The organism is Paraliobacillus sp. PM-2, assembly GCF_001368815.1.
In the GTDB taxonomy this organism is placed as follows: domain Bacteria; phylum Bacillota; class Bacilli; order Bacillales; family Amphibacillaceae; genus Paraliobacillus.
Window position 1 is genome coordinate 1535308 of sequence record NZ_CTEI01000001.1, and the last position, 19930, is coordinate 1555237.

20 protein-coding genes and 1 riboswitch are annotated in these 19930 nt (G+C 34.0%); of the genes, 10 read left to right on the forward strand and 10 right to left on the reverse strand.

Annotated features, from left to right (window positions below; all coding sequences use genetic code 11):
- Positions 1 to 25 precede the first annotated feature (25 nt).
- The 4 genes from BN1058_RS07295 (at position 26) to BN1058_RS07310 (ending at position 2322) form a co-directional block, all read left to right on the forward strand.
- Positions 26 to 1018: a metal-dependent hydrolase gene (locus BN1058_RS07295; RefSeq protein WP_090854978.1), complete on the forward strand. Its 993-nt coding sequence runs from the start codon at positions 26 to 28 to the stop codon at positions 1016 to 1018.
- 102 nt (positions 1019 to 1120) lie between these two features.
- A complete protein-coding gene (sspK, locus tag BN1058_RS07300; RefSeq protein WP_090854981.1) occupies positions 1121 to 1276 on the forward strand; it encodes a small acid-soluble spore protein K in 156 nt (51 codons plus the stop codon).
- Positions 1263 to 1406, forward strand: coding sequence for a YpzG family protein (locus BN1058_RS07305; RefSeq protein ID WP_090854983.1), 144 nt, complete (start codon positions 1263 to 1265; stop codon positions 1404 to 1406). Before sspK ends, BN1058_RS07305 begins: the two co-directional genes overlap by 14 nt.
- 124 nt (positions 1407 to 1530) lie before the next feature.
- Positions 1531 to 2322, forward strand: coding sequence for an HAD family hydrolase (locus tag BN1058_RS07310; RefSeq protein WP_090854986.1), 792 nt, complete (start codon positions 1531 to 1533; stop codon positions 2320 to 2322).
- A 29-nt stretch (positions 2323 to 2351) separates the two neighbouring features.
- Here the strand turns inward: BN1058_RS07310 and recX are convergent, their stop codons facing one another.
- Positions 2352 to 3170 carry a recombination regulator RecX gene (gene recX, locus BN1058_RS07315; protein WP_090854989.1) on the reverse strand — a complete coding sequence of 273 codons (819 nt, stop codon included), beginning with the start codon at positions 3168 to 3170 and terminating at the stop codon, positions 2352 to 2354.
- 53 nt (positions 3171 to 3223) lie between these two features.
- Between recX and BN1058_RS07320 the strand changes: the two genes are divergently transcribed.
- Complete coding sequence (locus BN1058_RS07320; RefSeq protein WP_090854991.1) at positions 3224 to 4132, forward strand: TIGR01777 family oxidoreductase; 909 nt, start codon at positions 3224 to 3226, stop codon at positions 4130 to 4132.
- Between the two features lie 108 nt (positions 4133 to 4240).
- Here the strand turns inward: BN1058_RS07320 and BN1058_RS07325 are convergent, their stop codons facing one another.
- Positions 4241 to 4537 carry a hypothetical protein gene (locus tag BN1058_RS07325; protein WP_090854995.1) on the reverse strand — a complete coding sequence of 99 codons (297 nt, stop codon included), beginning with the start codon at positions 4535 to 4537 and terminating at the stop codon, positions 4241 to 4243.
- A gap of 129 nt (positions 4538 to 4666) precedes the next feature.
- Between BN1058_RS07325 and BN1058_RS07330 the strand changes: the two genes are divergently transcribed.
- Entirely contained in the window at positions 4667 to 5092 is a 426-nt protein-coding gene (locus tag BN1058_RS07330) for a helix-turn-helix domain-containing protein (protein ID WP_090854998.1), read from the forward strand.
- 109 nt (positions 5093 to 5201) lie between these two features.
- Here BN1058_RS07330 and BN1058_RS07335 read toward each other — a convergent pair whose 3' ends face one another.
- Positions 5202 to 5834: a helix-turn-helix transcriptional regulator gene (locus BN1058_RS07335; RefSeq protein ID WP_090855002.1), complete on the reverse strand. Its 633-nt coding sequence runs from the start codon at positions 5832 to 5834 to the stop codon at positions 5202 to 5204.
- 157 nt (positions 5835 to 5991) lie between these two features.
- Here BN1058_RS07335 and BN1058_RS07340 point away from each other — a divergent pair, with 157 nt between their 5' ends.
- The gene (locus BN1058_RS07340; RefSeq protein ID WP_176694481.1) at positions 5992 to 6237 is read left to right on the forward strand and encodes a YuzB family protein; all 246 of its coding nucleotides are present in this window, start codon (positions 5992 to 5994) and stop codon (positions 6235 to 6237) included.
- Between the two features lie 110 nt (positions 6238 to 6347).
- On the opposite strand, the gene BN1058_RS07345 is transcribed toward BN1058_RS07340, so the two are convergent.
- Positions 6348 to 6734 (reverse strand): PilZ domain-containing protein, encoded by a 387-nt coding sequence (locus BN1058_RS07345; protein ID WP_176694460.1) that lies wholly within the window; start codon positions 6732 to 6734, stop codon positions 6348 to 6350.
- 261 nt (positions 6735 to 6995) lie between these two features.
- The gene (locus tag BN1058_RS07350) at positions 6996 to 8789 is read right to left on the reverse strand and encodes a methyl-accepting chemotaxis protein (RefSeq protein ID WP_090855011.1); all 1794 of its coding nucleotides are present in this window, start codon (positions 8787 to 8789) and stop codon (positions 6996 to 6998) included.
- 106 nt (positions 8790 to 8895) lie between these two features.
- Positions 8896 to 8981, reverse strand: a riboswitch (cyclic di-GMP riboswitch).
- Positions 8982 to 9344: 363 nt separating this feature from the next.
- Here BN1058_RS07350 and BN1058_RS07355 point away from each other — a divergent pair.
- The 3 genes from BN1058_RS07355 (at position 9345) to BN1058_RS07365 (ending at position 13206) form a co-directional block, all read left to right on the forward strand.
- On the forward strand, positions 9345 to 11621 hold the full coding sequence (locus tag BN1058_RS07355) for a ribonucleoside-diphosphate reductase subunit alpha (protein WP_255307046.1): 2277 nt from the start codon (positions 9345 to 9347) through the stop codon (positions 11619 to 11621).
- Between the two features lie 80 nt (positions 11622 to 11701).
- Complete coding sequence (locus tag BN1058_RS07360; protein WP_090855017.1) at positions 11702 to 12751, forward strand: ribonucleotide-diphosphate reductase subunit beta; 1050 nt, start codon at positions 11702 to 11704, stop codon at positions 12749 to 12751.
- 14 nt (positions 12752 to 12765) lie between these two features.
- Positions 12766 to 13206 carry a flavodoxin domain-containing protein gene (locus BN1058_RS07365; protein ID WP_090855021.1) on the forward strand — a complete coding sequence of 147 codons (441 nt, stop codon included), beginning with the start codon at positions 12766 to 12768 and terminating at the stop codon, positions 13204 to 13206.
- Between the two features lie 67 nt (positions 13207 to 13273).
- Here the strand turns inward: BN1058_RS07365 and BN1058_RS07370 are convergent, their stop codons facing one another.
- The 5 genes from BN1058_RS07370 to BN1058_RS07390 all read right to left on the reverse strand — a co-directional run bounded on the left by BN1058_RS07370 (position 13274) and on the right by BN1058_RS07390 (position 19888).
- Complete coding sequence (locus tag BN1058_RS07370) at positions 13274 to 14050, reverse strand: TSUP family transporter (protein WP_090855025.1); 777 nt, start codon at positions 14048 to 14050, stop codon at positions 13274 to 13276.
- 64 nt (positions 14051 to 14114) lie between these two features.
- Complete coding sequence (locus BN1058_RS07375; protein ID WP_090855028.1) at positions 14115 to 15062, reverse strand: formylglycine-generating enzyme family protein; 948 nt, start codon at positions 15060 to 15062, stop codon at positions 14115 to 14117.
- Positions 15063 to 15504: 442 nt separating this feature from the next.
- Entirely contained in the window at positions 15505 to 17784 is a 2280-nt protein-coding gene (locus tag BN1058_RS07380; protein WP_090855031.1) for a family 20 glycosylhydrolase, read from the reverse strand.
- 39 nt (positions 17785 to 17823) lie between these two features.
- Positions 17824 to 19221 carry a sulfatase family protein gene (locus BN1058_RS07385; RefSeq protein ID WP_090855034.1) on the reverse strand — a complete coding sequence of 466 codons (1398 nt, stop codon included), beginning with the start codon at positions 19219 to 19221 and terminating at the stop codon, positions 17824 to 17826.
- Positions 19222 to 19261: 40 nt separating this feature from the next.
- Complete coding sequence (locus tag BN1058_RS07390; protein ID WP_090855037.1) at positions 19262 to 19888, reverse strand: YesL family protein; 627 nt, start codon at positions 19886 to 19888, stop codon at positions 19262 to 19264.
- Positions 19889 to 19930 lie beyond the last annotated feature (42 nt).

The window sequence follows — 19930 nt, forward strand, 5'->3', positions numbered from 1 at the left end:
AGTTAAATAAAGGAGGACACCAAAGATGGATACTGGTACCCATATTGCTATGGGCATTGCCCTAGGCGGAATTGCCACTATAGATCCAGCAGTACAACAAGATCCAATGTTGTATCAAACAGTTATGATTGGAACAATTGTTGGCTCACATGCTCCTGACTTTGATACAGTATTAAAACTTAAGAACAATGCAGTATATATTCGACATCATCGTGGAATAACACATTCTATCCCCTCTGTGATCCTATTAGGATTACTTATTTCTGGAATAATTCATCTGTTTGTTCCATCCGTCTCCTTTCTTCATCTTTGGTTATGGACATTTTTAGCTGTTTTTCTTCATGTATTTGTTGATATTTTTAATGCATATGGTACACAGGCATACCGACCATTTACTCACCGATGGGTGGCTTATGGATTTATCAATACGTTCGATCCGTTTATTTTTGCTATGCATGTTATTGGTATTGCTGCTTGGGTGCTAGGTGCTGATCCGATCCCAACTTGGTTACTTATATATAGTATATTGATTGGCTATTATATACAACGTTATTTATATAAAAAAGCATTAATAAAAAAGATCACACAATACTATGGAAAAGTCGAAGGTATTGCAACATCACCAACGATCCGTCAAAATATTTGGCGTCTTGCAATCACAACAGAAGATAGCTTCTACGTTGCACGGGCTGTTGATGGTAACATTCAAATTGTTGATCGATTCCATCGAATTCCTTTACCAAATAATAAATTAATTGCAACAGCAAAACAAGATAAAAACGTTGCAGCGTTTTTATCCTTTTCCCCCGTTTATCGTTGGGAAATAAATATGTATGATGATTTTAAAGAGGTTCGCTTTGTTGATCTTAGGTATCGTTCTAAAGGTCACTACCCTTTTGTAGCCGTAGTAAAGATCGATGACAATTTAAAAATTATCAGTTCCTATACTGGTTGGGTATTTTCTGAAGAGAAATTACAAAACAAATTAGTTACAGACGATAATTCAAGTTTATCTTAGTAAAAACTGACTATTGTTTTCTTGTATAGATAAACAGCTTTCTGCGGAAACTAGTTAATGCACAATTAAAAGTGCAAATTAACTCTAAACGGAGAGATAATCATGCGTAATAAGCAAAAAGATTTTCCGATTAGAAAGCAAACTAATTTGAACCCTAGGGCTAAAGCTGATAATCACGCCCTTCGTCCAAATGGATCAATTAATACGACACCACAAGAACGTATGGGTAGAGGTGAAGATAATCATGTATCGTCTTAACCGTAACGAATCTAATCCATTTCAATCACCACGTGCAAATCCTAAGCATGCTTCTCGTCAAGTGAATGGAGAAACAGAGCCTAGCCAATTGCAAAAAATCATAAAAGTCCAAACAAGAAAAAGGACCTAATTTAAAAGCATGTCGTCATTATCTAATGATGGCATGCTTTTTCCAATTATCTGAAGTAATCAATGGACGGCATCTCCTTATCTATAGTACACTATACTTTGATAATCATTAGGGGGCTATAGGTATGATAAAATTATTCGCTACCGATTTGGATGGTACACTTTTACAAAATTACAGCACCATTTTAGAAGAGGATAAACAGGCAATACAACTATTACATGATCACAATGTAGAATTAGCAATAGCAACAGGTCGAGCAGATAATGAGATACAAGAAATTTATCGACAATTAGCTTTAAATGGCCATCGCGTTAGTCAAAATGGTAGCTTCGTACATAATAGTAACAATCACTTGCTACTTGAACAGACTTTTCCCAATCATATAAGCCAAGCTCTTTTTCATGCAATAGAAGAAAACGGGATTAACTATCTTATTTCCACTGCTGAACAGACATTATTAAAAGAAAAGACTCCTTTTTTCAAAAAATATGAAGACGTGTTTTTCTTTCCTTTGGTAGAACATCGTGAATTTGATACTGAAATTGGAAACAGTATTATTCCTTCTAAATTTATGATTGTTGGTGAAACACATGAAATCACTACTGTTCAGAAGCAATTAGATCAACAATTTAATGGTGAAGTAGAAAGTTATTTATCTGATCCCGGTTGTGTTGATATTGTACCTAAAGGGATAAATAAAGGGAATGCTTTAACGCAATTATTAGAAACCATAGAAATTAAACCTGAAGAAATCGCTGTTATTGGTGACTCTTTTAATGACATTTCGATGTTGCAAATGACACCACATAGCTATGCGATTTCTACTGCTGATCCAGAGGTAAAGCAACATGCCGCTCATATCGTTGACCATGTACATCAAGCAGTATCAGATTTACAAGCAAAAGAATTGCTCTAATAAATAGAAATGTGGAGTTAAGTATCTCTTTACTCCACATTTCTTAAATAAATTTCTATAAATTTTTCAATAATCTCAAAGGAAAAACCTTTTTGATAAAGCGAAGCCTTTACTTTATGTTGTAATTCAAATCCATCCCATTTTCGTTGATGTTTTCTCAAAATCTTTTCTCCTTGGTAAACAACTGCTTGCCATTCTTGATCCTCATCTTTATTATTGTTAGATTGTCCAATTGCTTCGGTAATTACGTCTTGCGTAAAACCTTTCTGTAATAAGCTTTGTTTTATTTTATTCAACTGTTGCTTAAAAGAAGCTTTATTGCTCTGACTTTGTTTCTTTGTAATTAATTTACTCGCCTTTTCTACTTGTTGATCAAATGAATAATGCATAAGTCCCGTTTCAGCAGCCTGTACAGGAACACCCTTTTCTATTAATTCCTTTTTTATTAATAAAGGGCCTTTACTTGTTGTTTGAACTTTTGTTCGCACAAAAGCCTCGGCAAATAACTGATCATCAAGCCATTTTTCTTCTTTCAATCGCTTAAGAATCACTTGAATTTGTTCTTCGTCCAACTCTTTTTTTAGTAAATAATCATACATTTCTTTTGAAGATCGCATTCTGTAGCTTAGAAATTGTAAAGCAAGGGAATACCCTTTATGTAAATTATCTTTTTTAATGAGTGTATCGATTACTGTTTGATCCATTTCCATTCCTTTATGGATATGTTCAGCAATCAATGTATCTTCCTCCACACTGAAGGCATAGGACTCCTTACCATTTTGTTCTAAGAAAACATTAAAACGATGATTATTCTTTTTTTGTGTCGTAATTCGAGATATTTTTTGCATATACGTCACCTCATTAATAAGTTTAACATGAATTCTGTTATAGGAGGATTATAATGAAAATAGTAATTGCAGGCGGAACTGGTTTTGTGGGATCACAATTAACAGCATTACTTACAGATCAAGGGCATCAAGTTTTTATACTCACTCGTTCACCGGAGAATTTTACAAACAAACCTTCTGTTACTTATGTTGGCTGGTTAAATGAAAAGGATAAACCTGAAGAAGTACTAAAGGATTGTAAAGCAATTATTAATCTGGCAGGTGAATCCTTGTTTGGTTATTGGACAGAAGAAAAGAAAAAACGTATTCTTGATAGCCGGATAAATGCCACAAAAAACATTATTCATTTAATTAAATCCATGGAAAAACAACCAGAAGTATTGGTAAACGCCTCTGCTGTAGGTTATTATGGGACATCGGATGAACAGATTTTCACTGAGAAAACTACCCATCCTGGTGACGATTTCTTAGCTTATGTGACAAACGAATGGGAAAAGACTGCTCAACACGCAGAAGTACTTGGTATTCGTGTTGTCTATGCACGATTAGGAATTGTTTTAGGTGATAATGGGACACTGCCGTTAATGGAATTGCCATACAAATACTTTGTCGGAGGACCAATTGGCCCTGGTGAACAATGGCTATCATGGGTTCATATCAATGATGTTGTTCGATTACTTTTATTTGCAATTGAGAAAAAGCAGATAAAAGGACCATTAAATATTACTGCTCCAACTCCCGTCCGTAATAAAGATTTTAGTGTGCAATTAGCTAAGCTATTACATCGTCCAAACATTATAAGAATACCTTCTTTTGTTATTCGAACCGTTCTTGGGGAAATGAGTATGTTAGTTGTTCGAGGACAAGCAGTATTACCTAATAAAGCATTATCATATGGCTATTCATTTCAATATCCGAACTTACAGACGGCTTTAGCGTCCATATTGATAAAGCATGATTAATTCATTTGCTATAACGATAAAAGGTATGAAACGATCTTACTGTTGCATACCTTTTATTCATATTATTGAATATTTTTTACGACATGCCGTAAACTATTGGAAGCAGCTTTACGAAAGTAGCAATAAATATGTCGATTGTTCTAGACCATCTCTTCTCGCTAATAGTTCAGATACATCTTCTTTTGCTTCTTCAATAGTGGAACCAAACCCATAACCTACTATTTCCCCGTCTAGTTCTAATTCTAAAGCCGCTTGCCAGATATTTATCTTATTATCCTGATGATAGTTGTATGTAACAATCCAATCTTGTCTCTTACAGATGTAATCAGGTTTTATCATCTTAATTACCTTGTCTATAACTACTTCTTTATGTAGTCCCGAATATATCATCAAGCAGCCAATCATACACTACCCTCCCTCGTTGTTCTTATACAGAATATTTTACTATAAGTTCCATAACAGAACAACAGATACCCCACTTTTCTTTTTCATCATGATAGGATTACGACATAGAAATAGATAGCGAGTGATACTATGATATTAAATCAATTACCGGCAAACATTAAATATTATCGAAATAGAAATAATTGGACACAACAACAACTTGCTAATGAATTAAACATTTCACGATCAGTAATTGCCAAATGGGAAAATGGCGATGTTACACCTGACTTACACGCTGTTGTTAAATTAAGTATACTTTTTAATCAACCGATTGATTATTTAATTGGAATAGGCTCAAAAACAGCGCATCAATTAAGTGAATTTCAACAGTTATACCAAGCGAAAGCAGAAGAACCAGATGTCTATAATAACGAATTGGCGGAAATTTTAGATTATCTTACAAAGCATCCAATGCTAAAAGAGCAAATACAAGAGATGCAACATATACCAATAAAAAAACAAAAGGCAATACATCGTATGCTTAAAAGTATCATCGCTGAATCCAAACGTCTTTAGTTCTATTTAAATGAATCTCCTTTTTTCAAAAACAAAACTCCCTTTTTAAAATAAAGGGAGTTTTTATGTTATATACTATATATAAGTGCTTTTACTAACCGCTTTACCCTTACTTTTCTTTCACCAAATACTTACAGCTTTTTCCGCCTTTTGCAATACATTCAACACGTTCTACTTGATCTGTACCGAGTACTTCTTTAAATAACTTTAATTCACACTCACATGGTTTATCGTATCGATCAGCAATAGCAATTATTGGACAATTGTATTGAGCAAAACTGAATTCTTCATCATTTTTAGTATCAATGTATTCAGCCATATAGCCACTTTCGTTTTGTACATCAACTAAATCTTTTACTTTTTCTTTTAAAGTATCTTCATCATATATTCGACGAACATACTTTTTTCTCATTCGATTTTCACGATTTTCAAATAATTTATCTATTGCGTCTGTTCCCATACTTTCTTGAATATCTCGTAGAATTTCCACTGCTATTTTGTCATAACTATTCGGAAATATCTTTTCACCTTCATTAGTCAATGAATAGAAAATAACTGGACGACCCATAGGCTGTCTTACCGTACGAGAACTAATTAAATGCTCACCCTCAAGCTTTACTAGATGCTTTCTGACAGCCATTTCTGTAATATCTAAATGTTTTTTTAAGCCACTAACAGAAAGTTCCTTCTTTTTTTTCAATAATTCTAATATTGCTTGTCGAGTTGACACTTCCTTTGACATATCCAACACCTACCCTTACTTACTATATTACCTAAAAAAGATTGTGAAGTAAATAACAAACTATGGGTTTTTATATTAAAAAGTTGACAAAGTTGTGAATAGACGTTACTTTTATTACGCAAATTAGAAAAGTTGATAGAAAAAGAAGGTGTTTCTTATCGGTATCGTAGTTGTCGAAATATGCGAGAGTAATTTACTCCAAACAATAAATGCTGAGAACCTGTTTGAATCAGAGTATCCTGAAGTTGCTGTTCTAGTAAGTGACTGTCTAAATTTCTGTGGATTATGTCGCTTAAAACCATATGCACTGGTTAATGGTAAACGTATTCGCGGGAAAGATGTTGACGATTGTATTCAAAAAATAAGACAAGCTATTGAAGAGGAACTGGCTCTCTATCAGTAAAAACCTTCTATTTTCAGATTAATACAGCGGAACTTTGGAAGCTGCGGCGTTCTACCTCCGCAGCTTTTTTAAAACCTAACTTATTCATTTCCATCTTTAACAATACGTCCTCAAGAATCTTCTTCTTTTTTTTCATTCAAATGGAGTTTTTTTAATATATCAATGATTTCTTGTTCCTTTTCTTCACTTTCTAACCCTTCAATTCCATAATAGTAACCACTGATTCGCTTTTTTTTCCATACGATAGTACCTGTCATTTTCACTTTTTCTTGCCCAAGCATGAAAGAAATTTCTAACAAATAGTTTTTCTTATCTAATGGTAAATCTAGATCTGTCCCTATTTTCATTCCACCTGGACTCAAGTCAATAATTTGTAAATTTCCTGCATCTGATCTATGTAATTTATCTTGTTCTATATTATCTATTAAAATGACAAAGGTACCATTAATCGGTTTGGGGAACTGATAGCGTAATGATTCCTGACGTCTGTATCGCATGTAATTCATCCTTTTATATAAATCTTCTTTAATAACTAGATAAGTATTCGGCTACCATTCGTTTAACTAACTTAACAATAAACACGACTATAATTTAACATATCAAATAAGTCCGTTATAGCTAATTACTTGTTTCATACTTCTTTACTAATTTATAACACATTGATGATTTATTGGAAACCTATTTAATTTTATTATTACTAATAAAAAAACATCATTCCCAGTACAAACCCATACTTCAAATGATGTTTTTTATATTTTCTACAATTTAAATTCTTTTACTAGTTTGTTTAATTCTTCTGCCGTTTGTGCCAATTGATTAGACCCGTCTACAATACCTTCCATTACACTTGATGCCTGTTCGGCTGATGCAGAGGTTTCTTCTACACCGGCTGCTGATTCCTCTGATATGGAAGCAATCTCATGGATGGAAGTATTCATTTGATCACTGTCTTTTGCCATTTGAATTAAATTAGTTGTCATCATTTGAATATTTGTTGTAACTGTGTTTATTGCATCTTTGATCGACTTAAAGGTAGTTCCCGTATCTCGTATTTGTCGTGTGCCTTGCTCCACTTCTTGATAGCCTGTTTCTAGCGTTGTTGTTACGATGGACGATTCCTTTTGTATATTCGCTGCAATTGCCGTAATATCCTCAACTGAATGACTTACCTGTTCTGCTAATTTACGTACTTCATCAGCAACAACTGCAAAACCTTTTCCATGTTCTCCTGCTCTAGCTGCCTCTATCGCTGCATTTAATGAAAGTAGATTGGTTTGATCTGCAATCTTCTTGATTACAGAAACAAGTTTAGTAATTTCCCTAGATTGTAAATCTAGATCACGCACTTTTTCTACTGCCTCTTTTACAATGGAATCAATATTTGTCATTTGCTCCACTGATGCTTCCATTAATTTATTACCATCTTCCGTTTCTTTTTCCACTTCAACAGTAGTTTGACTGATTTTTTTACCACTTTGACTGGCTTCTGTTATTTGGGTTGTAAACTTCTTCATTGTATGTGCAAGATCTCCTGCATTGTCAGCTTGTGTTTCTGTACCTGAAGCTAATTCTTCCATGGTAGCTGCAATTTGTTCCGAACCGTTCTTTACCTCACTAGAAGATTGTGCTAAAGCTTTACTTTGTTCACTAACCGTACTTGCTGTTTTATTAATTCGTTGAACGATGTGCTTAAGATTGGTTTGCATCACATTCATCGAATCTCCTAATTTGCTGATTTCATCTTTCCCATGATATGCTAATGGATCTGTTGTTAAATTACCATTAGCAATATCGTTGCTCATCTTTACTACTTCTCCCATTTTTTTAGAAACAAATCGGCTGACAAAGAATAACATTATGCTACCAATTATAAAAGAAAGTATCATAGAAATAGCCAAGGTCATAGAAACAGACTGTTGACTATCTAATACATTCGTAACTGCTTCCTCTCTCTCATCATTGACCGTATTCCTTAATACATCTAAATACGTCAAAGATTCATTTGTTAAATCCCTAAATTTATTTGTGTAAAAAGCGAATGCGTTTCCTTCAGTTACATATGCACCAGCTATGTCATTTAAAAATAAGTTGTCTATTTTGTCATTAACCTTCTCTACACTCTCCATTAACAATCTTTGTTGACTCGTATCAAGTCTTTCTCGTATATGATTAAATAACGTATCTACCTTTTCTTGATTTTTTTTATATTCTTTTATGTACGTGTCACTTCCATTTTGAGCATAGCTAAGTGCAGACATAGATTTAGCTCTAATTTCTGATCCTATCTCTGTAATAGCAATCGCTCTACTCCCCCGTCGATCCAAAGCGTTTACTTCATCCCCAACAGTAGATACTGATTTTCCTATAAATCCTGCAGAAATCATTAATAATATCAAAATAATAGAAAAAATAATTCCGAACTTCCCGCCAATTGATTTATTTCTCATACCGATAAAAGGGATATATCCTAATTTACTTAACCATTTTGACTTTTTCTTTTTGTTTGTTTTCTTATTAGATGATTTTTTTCTATGTAGTTTAAGTCGTTTCATTTAATTTGCCTCCCTATTACTAATAAATATCATAAAAAAAGCCCACCAAAAGAATGGTGAACTTTTACGTAAATAGAATTTTCCTTTTTACGCTCATTCAATTCTTTTCGGTAGCCCGGCGATCTTAGTTAAATCAACAGTAGACCCGTGGCTTTGCGTCCTTATTTTTCAATAAGTTTGCCTTTTTCATTATATTTTGCTAATTGTATTACACATTTTTATTATAGTTAAAAATAACTAATTTCACAATTGAATTTTGTTAAATAAACGAAGTATAGGAGTAATTTCCTATACCATTTTTCGTTTAATATTGCCATAATGTATTTATACTTTTTTAACTAAAAATTAATATATATCAATTGCTAAATTTAATGTTATACGTTAATATACAATATATAGGCTCAACGGAGATAAGAATGCCTATATATTGTATTTTTAGTATGGGATGATTACAAAAACTATTAAAACACCTGAGAACTTGGCTATTAGTCAAGTTTTTCTAATCATTTATACATATTATCAATTTGTACAGGAGGATATATGATGACAACTGTAATGAACCATGATATCCAACATGTATTGGAACAACTTTCTCAGTTATCCAACACATACAACATGGATACTACTCAAATCGAAGAACAGATTAAGCAACTACCCAACACCTCTAAAGACCCTAGTCAAGAGGCGCTTTTTTATGCACTAAATCGCATCTCTATGGATCAACCTAATTGGACATTTGTAGCTGCACACTTCTATTTAGCACAAATCTACCAAGAGGTAGCTCAAAATCGAAACTATGATTCAATCAATAAATACGGTAACTTATACAACCTGATTACCATATTAACAGATAAAGGAATCTATGCCCCTTCTATTTTAGAAACATATACAAAAGAAGAAATTAATGTGCTTGAACGTGAAATAGATTCAGAGCGTGATAAGCTGTTTAACTATATTGGTTTATTTTTACTAACAGATCGTTATTTAGCACGTGACCATAATCGTCACTTATATGAGCTTCCACAGGAACGATTTATGATTATTGCGATGACGCTAATGCAAAATGAAGTTGCTGACAAACGAATTGAACTTGTAAAAGAAGCGTATTGGGCATTGAGCAACTTATATATGACGGTAGCTACACCAACACTAGCGAATGCTGGTAAAAACTATGGACAATTATCCTCCTGTTTCATTGATACAGTTGATGATTCACTAGATGGTATTTATTTAAATAACTGGGATATTGCTAGATTAAGCAAAGATGGTGGCGGAATTGGTATTTACTACGGTAAAGTACGTGCACTAGGATCTGATATTAAAAAGTTTAAAGGGAACTCCTCAGGAGTTGTACCATGGATTCGTCTATTAAATGATACTGCTGTCAGTGTAGACCAATTAGGCCAGCGTCAAGGTGCGGTAGCTATCTATTTAGACGTTTTTCATAAGGATATTATGAATGGTTTCCTTGATTTAAAAACAAATAATGGGGATGAAAGACGAAAAGCCCATGATATTTTCACAGGTGTGTCTATTCCTGACCTATTTATGGAACAACTAAAGGTTACGGATGAGAGCGGAAAAAGCATTGGAGAATGGCACACATTCTGCCCACATCAAGTAAAGCAAATAATGGGTTGGAAAGATGAACACGGTAATGCACTTGGTTTAGAAGATTTCTATGATGAAACAGATCAGAAATATTTTACTGAAAAATATAATGAAGCTGTGAATCATCCTTTATTACCAAGAAAAACATATCGTGCAATGGACATCATGGCCCGCATTATGGTTGCTCAACTTGAAACAGGAACACCATATATGTTCTATCGTGATGAAGTAAACCGTCAAAATCCGAATAAACATAACCGTGGTATTGGAAGAACATCTATTTATTCTAGTAATCTATGTACTGAAATCGCACAGAATATGTCAACAACAACGATTGTACGTGAATACCAAGATGAAGATGAAAACATCGTTATTGTACGTAAGCCAGGTGAATTTGTCGTTTGTAACCTATCTTCTGTAAACCTACCTAATGCTGTACGTGCAAATGTATTAGAGCGTCTGATCCGTATCCAAGTACGAATGCTTGATAATGTGATTGACCTTAATACGATTAGTGTCGGGCAAGCGCAAGTAACGAATAGAAAGTATCGTGCAGTTGGTCTAGGAACCTTTGGATGGCATCACCTGCTTGCATTAGAGCATATCCATTGGGAGTCCAATGAAGCAGTATCATTTGCTGATAAAGTATATGAGGATATTGCCTACTATACGATTCAAGCTTCCATGGAATTAGCGAAAGAAAAAGGCACCTATCGTGCATTCTCTGGATCTGAATGGGAAACAGGTCGCTACTTTGAGCGAAAGGGCTATGATAATGAACGCTGGGAATCACTAAAAACAGCTGTAGCTAAAAATGGTATTCGTAATGGTTGGTTAATGGCTGTTGCACCAAACTCATCAACAGCAAAAATTGGTGGATCTACTGATGGAATTGATCCGTTATACGCAGTGGAGTTTGCAGAAGAAAAGAAAAATTTCAAATTTAAGGTCACTGCACCAGACTTAGACCATGTCACCTATAATTACTACCGTCGTGCACGTCATGATCTTGATCAAACCTGGAGCATTAAACAGAACGCAGCAAGACAACGTCATATTGACCAAGGGATTAGCTTTAACCTTTACGTACGACATGATATAAAAGCAAGAGATCTATTGAATTTACATCTTTCTGCTTGGGAAAACGGCTTAAAAACAACTTATTATGTACGAAGCACCTCTCAAACAGAAATTGATGAATGTGAAGCTTGTCATAGCTAACTTATTGATAATATTAAATCAAAAATGTGGAGTTGTTATACAGACAGCTCCTATCCTTATTTTAATAGGAGGAAGATAGTATGGTACAAATTGATCAACCATTAACGAAGATAAAATTACTTAATCCTACTTACCCAAACAAATCTACTGGAATAATCAATGGAGAATCTTCCGGGTTATTAAATTGGAATGATATCGCTTATCCACAAATGTATGATCTTTATCAAACATTATTATCAAATTTTTGGAAAGCGCAAGAAATTAATATGCAAGATGACATTAAACAATGGGATTATCTAACAGAAACAGAGAAAGATGTCTTCCTACGTATTAATACCCAACTTGCATCATTAGATAGTCTACAAACACCTACTATGTCACACGTAATGGATTATGTAACAGACTCAAGTTTTAAGGCTATATTTGCAGTTATTTCCCAACAAGAAGCTGTTCATAATGAATCTTATTCTTATATCTTGAGTTCGCTTGTTCCACTACGAGAGCAAAACGAGCGTTTTGATCAAGCAAAAGATGACCCGATTGTGCAAAAACGAAACCAATTAATTTTAGATAGTTATGATGCTTTTCGTGAAAAGCCAACACCACAACGATTATTTGAATTAGCGATTAATTCCATTAACTTAGAAGGTATTTATTTTTATGCTGGATTTGCTTTCTTTTATCACTTAGCTCGTCAACAAAAAATGTTAAAGACAAGTACAATGATCAGCTACATTCAGCGTGATGAAATGCAACATGCTTACTTCATTTCACAGTTTATCCGCATTTTACTAACAGAAAATCCGGAATTAAACACCGAAGAAAATATTCAATACGCTTATCAAACAATTGATAAAGCTGTTCAAAATGAAAAGGAATGGGCAAATTATATCCTGAAAGACATCGATGGAATTGATCTAGATGAATTCCATGGCTATGTGGAATACCTTGCAAACAAGCGTCTTCGCCAAATTGGTTTAGACAATTATTACAAAGAACGTGAGAATCCAATGGCATGGATCCACGTATTTAGTGATGAAATGTTAAACGAAACAAAATCAGACTTTTTCGAGCAAAAATCTCGTACGTATACAAAAGTATCTTCTTCTAATGGGTTTGATGAATTGTAAGGGAGGCCATGAGTATGAAAGCTGCCATCATTTATACATCAGTAACTGGTAATACAGAGGTGCTAGCGGAGAGCATTTATCTCGGCATGCGGAAGCAACAAATCATTCCTGACTTTATTGCTATTGATGAATTAGATTATGATACACTTCCTACCTACGATCTTATCGCGATAGGAACGTATACATGGGACAATGGGGATCTTCCAATGGAAATGGAAGACTTATTCATTGCCTTTGAAGATAAAGACATGAAGCATGTTACTACTGGAGTATTCGGTACTGGTGATAGTTTCTATCCTTATTATTGTGGGGCAGTAGATTTATTCCGTGATATGCTTTATGTGCATACCAACTTAGCTGTTACGTTAAAAGTTGAGTTAACCCCTCAGCAAGATGACATCATTCGTTGCGAGAAATTTTGTGACCGACTCGCAAGACCATTAGTTGCTGTGTAATCAATAATAAACAGTTACGTTAATGATAACGTAACTGTTTATTATATTTATAGTTATTTAATCAAAATTAATAGGCAAAAATGTTATAAATATTAATAAACAATATAGCCAAAATAGCTATATTAAATATTTTTTCCACTTGTTTATTGGTTATTTTATGAACAAAGTGCGTACCAATAAGTCCACCAACAATCCCGCCAATAATCATATAAGGTAACATGGATAAATCATAATTACCGATCTCGGTTGTCACACCCGCTAACACTAGGGCAGATAATTGCGAGAAAAAGATAATAAATATAGAATTACATGCTGCATTTTTTGCATCCATCGAAAATAAAAGACTTAATATAGCCACATTTAAAGGTCCACCACCAATACCTAAAAAAGAGGAAAGTAATCCAAGTAAAATACCAATAGATAAAATAACAGCCCTATTCGTCACTGTGTATCTTCTTATGACATGCTTATATTTGAAATAGATAAAGATCAATAATAATAATATTGCTAGTAATATGGATTGAAAAATTCCGATCCCTTTTGAAATCCCAAGACTCATGACAAAATAATTAAAGACTGCTTTTCCTATAAAACCACCTAAGATTGATCCACCAGCAATCAACGCACTATTCATTTTATCAATGGTTACATCCATTTTCCTCATCTTAATTAAAGATACAGTAGCCATCGAAAATACAGTAGCGGCGGAAAGAATTCCGATCGTTGACAAGTCATAATGCCCAAAGAAATCTAGCAAAGGCTTAATAATAACACCGCCACCTAAACCTGCTATAGCTCCAAGTGTTGTGGCGAATAATCCAATAATAAAATACAAAACAAACATACGATCATCCCCTAAAAAACAATTCCATTAAAAAATTAAAAGATATTTTTTTACAAACACGTTGTTATACATCAGCCACACACCTAAAGCCTAGATTTCCAGAAGAGCTATCTGGTGTGTTTGATGACCGGGCTGCAACTCGATACCTGTTACAATAGGAATAATGACACAGATAAGAACCACCTCGAATCGAACGCGTTTGACCAGATAGTGGGCCTTTTGGATCCATTGTTTGGCTATAATCGTACGTTGCATCAAACCAATCAGCACACCATTCCCACACGTTTCCTGACACATTGTATAGGCCATACTCATTTGGTGGATAGCTATCGACTGGAGCAGTACCAAAAAAACCATCCTTTTTATTATTATATGTAGGAAAGGTTCCTTGCCAAATATTACATCGATGCTCTCCATTTGGCGTTAATTCATTTCCCCAAGCATATCTTTTTTTAACTAACCCACCACGTGCCGCGTATTCCCACTCTGCTTCTGTCGGTAAACGCTTGCCTGCCCAATTACAATACGCAACTGCATCATTCCATGTAACATGTGTGACTGGGTGGTCCATACGATCTTCAATGGAAGAACCTTTTCCTTCTGGTTGATACCAGTAAGCATCTTTAACTGGTAACCACCATTGTTGTGGCGGTGCAATTAACTCCACTTTCTCTATATCTACAAATTGATAAAATACAAATGACCAACCATATTTTTCTGTTTCTGTAACATAATTCGTCTCTTTAATAAACGCATCAAATGCTTTATTTGTAACAGCATAAGGATCCATATAAAAAGGAGACACTTCGACCTGTTTTACAGGCTGTTCTCCATCTTGTACAAACCCTTCATTAAAGGCATCTCCCATCAAGAAATGACCACCTGATAGCAAAATCATATCGCTCTTATTTCTAATTGAGTTGCGTTTACATTGCTGTTCTAAGGTATATTCTACCTTTTTATCGCTCTCTCTCCTCGCTGAACAACATGGCTTTTGACTTCTAGTATCCATATAAAACACCTTCATTTAATCAATATTCATTTCACACAAAATGTTTCATCCTTTTATTATATACTACTTATTTAGCGGTTTCATTAAAAAATCAGTCATTTAACTCATATATATTACATTTACTTTTATACAAGTAAATTGTGATTTCTATCATAGAATCTATTTATCTTTCCGATCATAATTAATTAGCAACAGAATTAAACTTTTTTCATACATTTCATAGCTTTTCCAAGGACTATATCCCAGTTTATTGTAAAATCTAACAAGAGTGGTCCAGTCAATAACAATTTCATTAATATCACGTTGTCGTAAAAAAGCAATTCCGTATTAAAGTTAAGGCTCTTATTTTTAAAACTTCACCAGTAAATTTAAGTGAATTTACTGGTGAAGTTTAGTTATTAGTTCAATTAAATATAAATTTAAAATATAAAGTGTACAACGTTCATTTTTTTAATATTACTTTTATAATTTTGCCATTTAATGAATTTTGTAGGCTACCGATTCTTTGTAACGGTAAAATGAATGTATTATAAGGTTTATTTGTATCATCCGTAAGTGAAACTTCCTTATCATCTATAAACAAACGTGTTTTATGGAGAGTAGTTATTATTTTTAAATTTATTTTTTTGTTGGCCTCAAGCTTATGATTAAAAGCATATCTATTATTCTCATACTTATAACCAATAAACCCCTCTTCATCTACAGCGTATATTGTTCCATAGTTATCAGTTTCCATTAAAATTTGAATTTGTTTTGTATCCGTTAACTCAAACTCCACTTCTAGATGAGCAACAGGTCCAATCAGACTTAATGGCAACTCAAAAAAACTATTGTTACCATTAAATTGAGCGCCATTCTTTAACAATATATTATTTGTTTTTTTAATATGATAATCGTTGCCGCTATAATCTGCAAGACCTTCTAAAAAGTTGTAATGCAGTATCGTGTTTGTTTTTGATCTTATCTTAAAACGGGGATTTGTACTTGGTGCATACATCGTTTTTAAGCTCAATGCTTGAAACGCCTCAAATGATCTTGAAAGTTCAGTGCCCCAATTTTTTTGTGCGAGGATAGGTAGTGCACTAAATATTCTATCAAACATATCATAACTTGTTATTCCATTTTCAACTGTATCTATCTGATCATTCCAAAGCCCAAATGCACCTCCAAGAAGTTGAGGATGAGATTCATTTATTACAGTTCCATTATTAAACCTATTCGGTTGATATTGGAAGTATAAATTTTCTAAATTTAAGTAGTCATGATAATAATCAGCGCCTGGGACTATATAAGTTTGTTCATCATCTATATTTATAATATTAAATCCTTGTTCAAGCATCATTTCGGGATTTGCCCAATCGGTATTCCACACATTCATTTGAATATTTTTTGAGGTAACAGGTGTTTTTCCTGTTTTACTGGTTAAGCTTCCCCATATTCTTGGTATTCTTTTTTTATCATCTCGTATAAAACGAAGCATCTCATCTACATATCTTCTATAAACTTCCGTTTCACCATAATATTCATCACTTCCAATATGAATAGGAACATAACCAATAACCGGGTTCTTTCCATCAAGATATTCATTGTACATTGATTGAATAAAAGAAACAGTTTCCTCATGGTCGAGATCTAGCATTGCAGCTCTTTCCATTTCACCCTTACCATTAACAACCTTCCCCTTATACATCAACTCCGGCCTGACTTTAACGAAGGAAAGAGCGTGCCCAGGTGTATCAAACTCAGGGACAATTGTTACCCCATATTTTCTCGAATCTTCAATTAAATTTTTAAACTCTTTTTTTGTGTAATAACCATCTTTTGCAGTGAGTGTGCTATCATTTCCCTCTATATCCGACTCCAATCTGAAGCCTGTGTATGCATTTTTAATAACATCTGTAATGTTCATATAATCATCTAGAAATATAGCATTGTCATTAAGATGAATCTGAAAATCATTCATTTTATAATAACTCATTGTTTTCATTAGATAATATATATAATCCAATTTTACAAATTTCCGCCCGACATCCAGCATAAATCCTCTGATTGAATACTTTGGATAGTCTCGAATATATCCGTTGTTCACCTTATAATTACAACTGGTTTTCAGCATTTGATGCAGTGTACGGGTTGCATAAAAAGCACCGGTATAATTCTCAGCATATATTGTAATGGTGTTATTCTCTATTACAATGCCATAACCTTCCTTATTATAATTATTCTGATCATCGTATTCAAAATTAATTAAGCTCTTTACGTTTTTATTTTTCGTTTTTAAATTAATACCAATCTCTTTAACATCATTTATAAGCATCTGTGCAGCAACTTTAAAACGTTCATCTTTTACAACAACACAGGTTTCATCGTTTACATGTGTTGTTCCTTCCAAACCGTACCATTCGGCCAACTCAGGAATGACCCTAGGTGGGGGATTGCTCCCTTGATTTTTATATTTCCCCTCAATCAAAACACTGTATTCCTTTTGAATTACCTGCACGCCAGTCATTAATTCCAATGTGATTTTCACACATTTATCATGCAAAGGTTGATAAACATTACCCTTAAGGTCAATAACTGGAAGGGCAGTACTCCCTACTATTTGTAATTCTCCATTAACGGGATCAGGTATATTCAATTTCATTTTTTCACAATTATACTCTATCTTGTCTATATCATTTAATGAGTTAATTTTATTACCACGAGTATATTTTTTGGACATTTTAATCACCCTTTAACCTGTAATAACCTCTTACTCTTTTCACTCATAATCTTCAACTTCATCTTTAAGTCTATATAACTCCTTTTTCAGCTCTTTCACTATCTCTGAATAAGCTGGATCATTATAAACGTTATTGAGTTCATAGTAATCTTGTTCCAGATCAAATAATTCCCATGTAGGCGTTCTGGGTTCATCCATTGCATCCGTAACTCCCAAAGATTCTCCATAATAGTAAATAAGCTTGTAACGATGAGTGCGTAATCCATAATGAGCACCAACTCGATGTTCAATACTTAAGTGTTCCCAGTAACGATAATACATAGAAGTTTGCCACTCACGCGGTGTATTGCCTTCTAAAATTGGCCGCAGGCTTGTACCTTGCATATCATCAGGTATATCAATACCTGCATAATCCAGAAATGTTTCCGGGAAATCAACATTCAAAGCAAAATCTTTCGTTACAGATCCGGGTTTTATAGCCCGTGGGTAACGAACAATAAAAGGCATTCGCAAGGATTCTTCATACATAAAACGCTTGTCATACCATCCATGATCACCGAGAAAAAATCCTTGATCTGATGTATACACAACAATGGTATCATTTGTTAATTCTTCTTCATCAAGGTAATTAAGGAGGCGGCCTACATTATCGTCAATAGACGCTACACATCGCAAATAATCCTTAATGTAGCGTTGATAATACCAACTCTTTAATTCTGCAGCTGATAAATTTTCCGGAGGTTTATCCTTCACATCACGTTCCGTCAGATCTCGCTCAATCCGCATTCTTGCCTCTTTGGCAGCTTCAGCTCTGTTCTCATAATCATCATGAAATGTCGGAGGTTCAGGTATATTAATGTCCTCATACATATGCGCATGTTTCTCATCCGGGTCCCACGGTCGATGCGGAGCTTTGTGATGGCACATTAGCATGAACGGCTTTTCCTTGTCTCGCTGCTTCAACCACTCAATAGACATATCGGTTACAAGATCTGTCGCATAACCTTTAAAGACTTTTTCCTCACCCATTTCATACATGACCGGGTCAAAGTATTCCCCTTGATTAGGAAATACATTCCAATAGTCGAATCCAATTGGATCAGCATTACCACCAGCACCAAGATGCCATTTACCAATGATGGCTGTTTGATAACCACTCGATTTCATTAATTTTTGAACAGTTGTTTGACGCCCGTCAATTTCATCTCCAAGTGTTTTAACGCCATTTTTATGGTTATATAATCCCGTTAAAATACTTGCTCTACTTGGTGTGCATATCGCATTGGTACAGAAGCAATTGTCAAATCTTATTCCTTCATTTGCTATGCGGTCTAAATGGGGTGTCTTGTTAATCTTACTGTCATAACAACTCATCGCATGAGATGCGTGATCGTCACTCATAATGAATAAAATATTGGGTCTCTTTTTTTCGCTCATTTTTACACTCCTAACATTCTATTTCAAATAACCAGGTCACTTATTTGACTGATGATTGAACATCAACTTTTTTAAAGGCTTTGTATGATGACCACATAATAATATAAGCAGGAACGCTTAATCCAAAAAACAGAATTAATCCAGGTATAAAAAGCATTAATAAACAGGCACTCATTAGTACTAGAACAGTTATTAAAAAAATGACTGGATGAGATACAATAATTAAAAATGTATATTTAAAATAACTCATTATTTTCAAATCATAATGTACAAGGACTGGAAACAGGAACAAACCCGTTATTCCATAAATAAACAAGATAATTAAAACCGTATACGAAAGTGTTAGAAACATAATATTGTCTTGTGTGTGAAAGAATTTAAAATCAACATAAGTGATCACCCCTACGGTCAGGTAAAAATAACCAATAATATTGGATTTTACAAATTCTTTTTTAAAAGTACTATGATAAACATTCCAAACGGAAGTTATATGTTTATGCTTTAACCACTGGCGTATAACTGAAAACAGACTAACAGTAGCTGGAAACATCCCCAATATAAATAATCCCATTGTAGAATATGCTACCCATAACAAATTGATATAAGCCAAGCTCACAATCCAATTTCCAATATTACTAATAAAAGTGTATAATCTTTTATCTTCCATAATCCGCTCTTCCACACCTTTCAAACCAAAACAATTACACTT